This is a genomic window from Propioniciclava sp., from assembly GCF_036744435.1.
Classification (GTDB): Bacteria; Actinomycetota; Actinomycetes; order Propionibacteriales; family Propionibacteriaceae; genus Propioniciclava.
This window is the reverse complement of record NZ_DAIOIA010000151.1, coordinates 1-5890: the sequence shown is the minus strand read 5'-3', so window position 1 is coordinate 5890 and position 5890 is coordinate 1. Positions and strand designations below refer to the sequence as shown.

The window sequence follows — 5890 nt, the reverse complement described above, 5'->3', positions numbered from 1 at the left end:
CCGGTGGCCGGGGCGCGCGGTGACGGCGACCATCGCAGGGTCGCCTCCGGCGCCCGCGCGATCAGGCCCTGGGCCGTCACCAGCGGGTGGCCGGCCGGCGCCCACGCGGTCGGCGCGACCAGCCGCGCCGTCACGTTCAGCCACAGCTCGCCTGCGCCGTCGGGCAGTTCGGGCAGCGTCGGACGCGCCACGGCCACCGATGCGCCGGGTTCCAGCGGGGGCACGTCCAACTCGCCGGAGGCCAGCGGCTCGCCGTCGGCCTCGGCCGACCAGGCGAACACCACGTCCGCCGAGTCGGCGCTGTGCCGCCGGCTGCGGATCGTGAGCACGTCGGCCACCTCGATCGCGAACGGCGCGGCGACCTGGGCGAACTCGTGCAGCGAGGGGGTGGGGGTTCCGTCGGAGAGCACCATGCCGTCCATCACGAAGTTGCCGTCGTGCACCACCTCGCCGAAGTCGCCGCCGTAGCCGAAGAACTCGATGCCGTCGGCGGTGTGCGTGCGAAGTCCGTGGTCGCGCCATTCCCAGATGAACCCGCCGTGCAGCCGCGGATACCGCTCGACCAGCTCTTCGTACTGATCGAGCGCGCCCGGGCCGTTGCCCATCGCGTGGGCGTACTCGCAGAGCAGGAACGGCTTGGAGCGCTGCCGCGCCGATTCGGACGCCGAACAGCCGAACAGCAGCGCGCCGGAGTCGTCGCGGCCGATCGACGCGGTCTCGGGAACCGAGGAGTACATCCGCGAGTACACGTCGGTGTACGCGCCGGTGTAGTCGCCCTCGTAGTGCACCGGCCGGTCGGGGTCGCGGCCATGCACCCAGGACGCCATCGCGGCCAGATTCTGCCCGGTTCCTGACTCGTTGCCCAGCGACCACAGCACGATCGACGGATGGTTCTTGTCCCGCTCGACGGTGCGTTCGATGCGGTCGAGCATCGCCTCCCGCCAGGCCGGGTCGTCGCTCGGATTGTCCCGCCAGCCACCCGGCTCGAAGCCGTGGGTCTCCAGGTCGCACTCCAGGATCACCCAGAGGCCGAGCTCGTCGGCCAGGTCGAGCAGCCGCGGATGCGGGGGATAGTGGCTGGTGCGGATCGCGTTCACGTTGAACCGCTTCATCAGCAGCAGGTCGGCACGGGCCCAGTCCTCGTCGAAGACCCGGCCGCGATCGGGGTGCGTCTCGTGCCGGTTCATTCCGTGGAAGACCAGCCGTTCGCCGTTGACCAGCAGCCGGTCGCCGGCGATCTCGACGGTGCGGAAGCCGAGCCGCAGCCGCACGGTCTCACCGGTGGAGGCGACCGTGGCGTCGTAGAGCCGCGGCAGCTCCGCCGACCAGGGCTGCACCGGGCCGGCGTCGATACCCGACACCTCGGACGCCGAATGCCAGGTCACCTCGACGCCCAGCTCGGGCACCCGCAGGGTCATCGGGTAGGCGTCGTCGGCGGCCACGATCTCGGGACGGATCGAGCCCCGTCCGGCGTGGTAATCGGTGCGCAGCCAGACGTCGTCCAGGGCGCCCGCGGGGCGGGCGAGCAGCGTCACGTCGCGGAAGATGCCCGGCAGCCACCACTGGTCCTGGTCCTCCAGGTAGCTGGCCGCCGACCACTGGTGCACGCGCACCACCAGCAGGTTCTCGCCGGGGCGGACGGCATGGGTCACGTCGAACTCCTGCGCCAACCGGCTGCCCGACCCGATGCCGATCTCGACCCCGTTCAGCCAGACCCGGTAGCGCGACTCGACCCCGTCGAAGCGCAGCAGCACCGACGCCGCGCCGGCGAAGTCCGCGGGCAACGCGAAGCGCCGGCGGTGGTCGCCGGTCGGGTTGTCGTCCGGCACGAACGGGGGTTCGATCGGGAACGGGAACTGCACATTGGTGTAGATCGGACGCCCGTAGCGTCCGCCACCGTGCAGCACCCAATGGGACGGGACGGGGAGCTCGTTCCAGCCGGAGTCGTCGAAGCCGTCCTCGGCGATCGCGTCGGGTGCTCCGCCGTCCGGCAGCACCGCGACGGCGCCACCGGGGGCGCCGGGCAGCAGCCGGAACCGCCAGTCCCCGTTCAACGACAGTTCCGGCGCGTCGCTGTCCAGCCGGGAACGGGCGGGGGCCCGGGTACCGGACCCAGGCCCCCGATCGAGCAGATAGTGGGCGGCTACTTGACCGCTCCTTCCGTGAGCCCGCCGCGCCAGAAGCGCTGCAGGACAACCATCGCGATGACCAGCGGGATGGTCGAAAGCAGGACGCCGCCGGTGGTCAGCTCGTAGAACTCGGGCAACCGATCGACCTGGCTCAGCCAGTTGTTCAGGCCGAGCGTGATCGGATACAGCTGGGAGTCTGCCAGCATCACCAGCGGCAGGAAGTAGTTGTTCCAGATGCCGATGAGCTGGAAGAGGAAGACGGTCACCAGGGCCGGGGTGAGGATGTTGAGCCCGATGGTGTGGAAGATCCGCAGCTCACTGGCGCCGTCCAGGCGAGCGGCCTCGAGCAGTGCGTCGTCCACGGTCGCGTCGGCGTAGATCCGACAAAGGAACAGCCCGAACGGTGAGACCAGCGACGGGATCAGCACGCTCCAGTAGGTGTTGGCCATACCCAGCTGGCTGAACAGCAGGAACAGCGGCAACGCGGTGGCGGTGCCCGGTACCAGAACACCGCCCAGGATGATGCCGAAGATCAGGTTGCTGCCCTTGAACTTGTACTTGGCTAGGGCGTACCCGCCGGCCGCCGCCAGATAGGTGGCGATCAACGACCCCACTCCGGCATACAGGACCGAGTTGAGGAACCAGCGCACGAAGATGCCGTTGTCATAGGTGACGACCCGGGTCAGGTTCTCCCATAGCGCGAAGTTCGGGGCGAACCAGAACCCGAACGTTGAGAACAGGTCCTCGCTGGTCTTGGACGCGGCCACCAGAACCCAGTAAACGGGCACGATGAAGTACAACGCGACGATCACGAGCAGACCGGTGACCACGATGGTCATGCCCGCGGAGCGCCCCGCGGAGCGGTTGGAGTGATCGTTGGATCCGGCCGTCCGGGCCGGCTTCGAAACGGTGGTGGTGCTCACGAGTCCTCCCGGTTGGTGAAGCGGAGGAAGACGAACGAGAGTGCGAACGCGACCACCGCGATGAGCACCGCCTGGGCCGCGGCGACGTTGTAGTCGTTGTAGGCGAAGGCTGTGGTGAAGGCGGACAGGTTGGGAGTGAACTGGCTGTCGATCGCCGGAGCGACCTTGCTCAGCACCTGGGGTTCGGCGAAGAGCTGCAGCGTGCCGATTATAGAGAACACCGTGGTGAGCATCAGGGCCGGGACGATCAGCGGGATCTGGATGCGCCAGGCGACCTGGAAGGGCGTGGCGCCGTCGACGCGTGCCGCCTCGTAGAGTTCGTTCGGGATCGCCTTCAGCTGGGCGACGATGATCAGCATGTTGTAGCCGGCGTAGCTCCAGGTGACGATGTTGGCGATCGACCACAGCACGGTGTCGGCGCCGAGGAAGTCGAGGTCGAGACCCACCCAGCCGGCGACGTCGACGATCGGGCTGAGTCCCGGCACGTAGAGGAACGACCAAAGGATGGTGGCGATCACGCCCGGGACGCCGTACGGCATGAAGTAGGCGGCGCGGAACAGGCCGGGCCATTTCGCCGATGCCGATTCGAGCAGTAATGCCAGGATGGTCGCCAGCACGATCATCACCGGTACCTGGATGATGCCGAACAGCAGCATGCGTCCGATGGAGGCGATGAAGTTGCCGTCGCCGATTGCCTGGGCGTAGTTGGCGAAACCCGCGAAACCGCTGGTGACACCCTCCTCGCCGAAGAGCCCGGCCCGGGTCACCCGGGTGAAGCTGGAGCCGACCGCGGTCAGGATGGGCAGGACGAAGGTAAGGGTGAACAGCGCCAGGAACGGGGCGAGGAGGATCCAGGGGGCGCGTCGGGTCGCGGCGTTCAGTTTGCGGGCGTGCGGCTGCGTGGAGCTCATGCCGATCCCTTCCGGATGCTCAGGCCTTTGTTGGTGAAGGCGGTCAGGATGTTCTTCTCGGCGGTCGCGACGGCGTCCACCAAGGTCCCGCCGGTGGCCTTGCGGCGGAAACCGTCGGCGAGGATGTTGAAGGACTGTTGGGTGATCGGCCACCAGCTCCAGTTCGCGTTCTGCTGCTTGGCTGCGGGGACGAAGATCTCCTGGTTGTAGTCCCGGCCGCTGAAGAACTCGGACGCCTGCTGCCGGGCGCTGCCGATGTAGCCGGGGTTGGCCGACCAGCCGATGCCGCTGTTCTCGATCAGTCCGTCGATGCCTTGCTGTGAGCTGTTCAGCCAGATGGCGAACTCAAGCGCCTCCTTCGGATGACGGCTGCTGGACAGCACCGCGGTGGTCGACCCGCCCCAGTAGCTCGAGCCGAAGCCGCTGTCCCACCGTGGCATCGGCGCGACCCGCCAGCGGCCCTTGCCGCCGGCCACGCCCTCGATCAGGGCGTCCGCCCAGCTGGCGCCGGTGAGGGCGGCGATCCCGCCCTTGCCGCAGGCCGCGAACCAGGCCGGCGAGAACGGCGAGATCTCGGTGGTGACCAGGCCGTCGTCGATCACCTTGTCGAAGAACCGGGCGACCTTCATGGTGGCGTCGTCGGTCATGTTGATCACCCAGCCGTCGTTGGTGGGCTTGAGCCACTCGGCGCCGGCCTGGATGGCCAGCGAGGAGAAGTAGCTGGCGTCCGAGAGCGAGAAGCATTCCAGGTAGCTGTCGACCCTGCGCAGCTCGGTGGCGACCGCGCGCCAGTCGTCCCAGTTGGTCGGCGGCTTGGCGCCGACCTTGTCGAGCAACTCGGTCTGGTAGTAGAAGCCCATCGGGCCGGAGTCCTGCGGTACGCCGAACACGCCTCCGGTGAAGCTGACCTGGCTCCACAGGGTGGGGTCGAATTGCTGGGCGTGATCGTTGGCGCCGTAGCGGGAGAGGTCGACCAGGCCGTTGACGAGGATGAATTCGGGGATCGACCGCATCTCGATCTGGGCCAGGTCGGGTCCGCCGCCGGCTGCAAGTGCGGAGTACATCTTCTGGTAGCCGCCGCTGTTGCCGCCGGGGATCCAGACCGTGTTCACCTGGATGTCGGGGTGCTGTGCGTTCCAGATGTCGGCGACCTTCTGCAGGTCTTTCAGCCACGCCCAATAGGTGAGGGTGACCTTCTCGCCAGGGGCCTTCGCGGGGATGACCGGCAAACTGTTCACCGAGGTCGTGCCCGGTGTCGCGCATCCGCCCAGTATGCCCGCGGCCACGGTGCCCAGGCCGAGGCCTAGGGCTCGGCGTCGCGTGAGGGTTCGCATGTGCCTCCACATCGTTGTGAGGGGGTAGCCGAGGCTGCTCCCCAGGCTGGGCTGGACGCTAGCACAAAAATCGAGTAGTTGCTCGAAATTCAACCGAGGAGTGGACGCGGCCGGTACTGTTTTGCTCGATGAAGACACAAGACCGCAAGCGGGGGCCTTATGGGAAGTCGGCGCAACGGAGGCGGCAGATCATCGAGGCCGCGTTCGATGTGTTCGCCGCCCGCGGCTACCAGGGTGGGTCGTTGCAGGAGGTGGCCGACCGGGTGGGTCTGGGTCATACCAGCATCCTGCATTACTTCCCGAGCAAGCGGGCCCTGCTGATCGCGGTCCTCGAGCAGCGGGACGCGGTCGCCAAGCCGCAGCCCAGCGAGGCCCCGCAGGGACTGGTCGAGGTGGTGCTTGCACAGGCGATGCACAACCAGGCCATTCCCGGGCTGATCGAGCTCTACACCGTGCTGTGCGGCGAGGCGGTCACCGAGGGGTACCCGGCCCGCGACTATTTCGTCGACCGGTTCTCCAGGTTGCGCGCGTCTTATGCGGCTCTTCCCAGATGAGGGTGTAGCCCACTTCGCCGCGCTTTCGGCGCGTCGGTG

At 67.9% G+C, this 5890-nt stretch carries 5 protein-coding genes; 1 reads left to right on the top strand and 4 read right to left on the bottom strand.

Annotated elements, in window-relative coordinates; genetic code table 11:
* From V7E09_RS13975 to V7E09_RS13960, 4 genes are all read right to left on the bottom strand, one after another.
* The coding region (locus V7E09_RS13975; RefSeq protein ID WP_324523573.1) for a glycoside hydrolase family 2 TIM barrel-domain containing protein at positions 1-2054 on the bottom strand (2054 nt) is incomplete at its 3' end.
* Between the two features lie 89 nt (positions 2055-2143).
* Positions 2144-3052 (bottom strand): carbohydrate ABC transporter permease, encoded by a 909-nt coding sequence (locus tag V7E09_RS13970; protein WP_324511830.1) that lies wholly within the window; start codon positions 3050-3052, stop codon positions 2144-2146.
* Positions 3049-3963, bottom strand: a complete 915-nt coding sequence (locus tag V7E09_RS13965) for a carbohydrate ABC transporter permease (protein WP_324511829.1) — start codon at positions 3961-3963, stop codon at positions 3049-3051. The genes V7E09_RS13970 and V7E09_RS13965 overlap by 4 nt, the downstream gene beginning before the upstream one ends.
* Positions 3960-5201 carry an extracellular solute-binding protein gene (locus tag V7E09_RS13960; RefSeq protein WP_324511828.1) on the bottom strand — a complete coding sequence of 414 codons (1242 nt, stop codon included), beginning with the start codon at positions 5199-5201 and terminating at the stop codon, positions 3960-3962. Before V7E09_RS13960 ends, V7E09_RS13965 begins: the two co-directional genes overlap by 4 nt.
* A gap of 224 nt (positions 5202-5425) precedes the next feature.
* On the opposite strand from V7E09_RS13960, the gene V7E09_RS13955 reads away from it, so the two are divergent.
* Positions 5426-5851 carry a TetR/AcrR family transcriptional regulator gene (locus V7E09_RS13955; protein WP_324511827.1) on the top strand — a complete coding sequence of 142 codons (426 nt, stop codon included), beginning with the start codon at positions 5426-5428 and terminating at the stop codon, positions 5849-5851.
* Positions 5852-5890 lie beyond the last annotated feature (39 nt).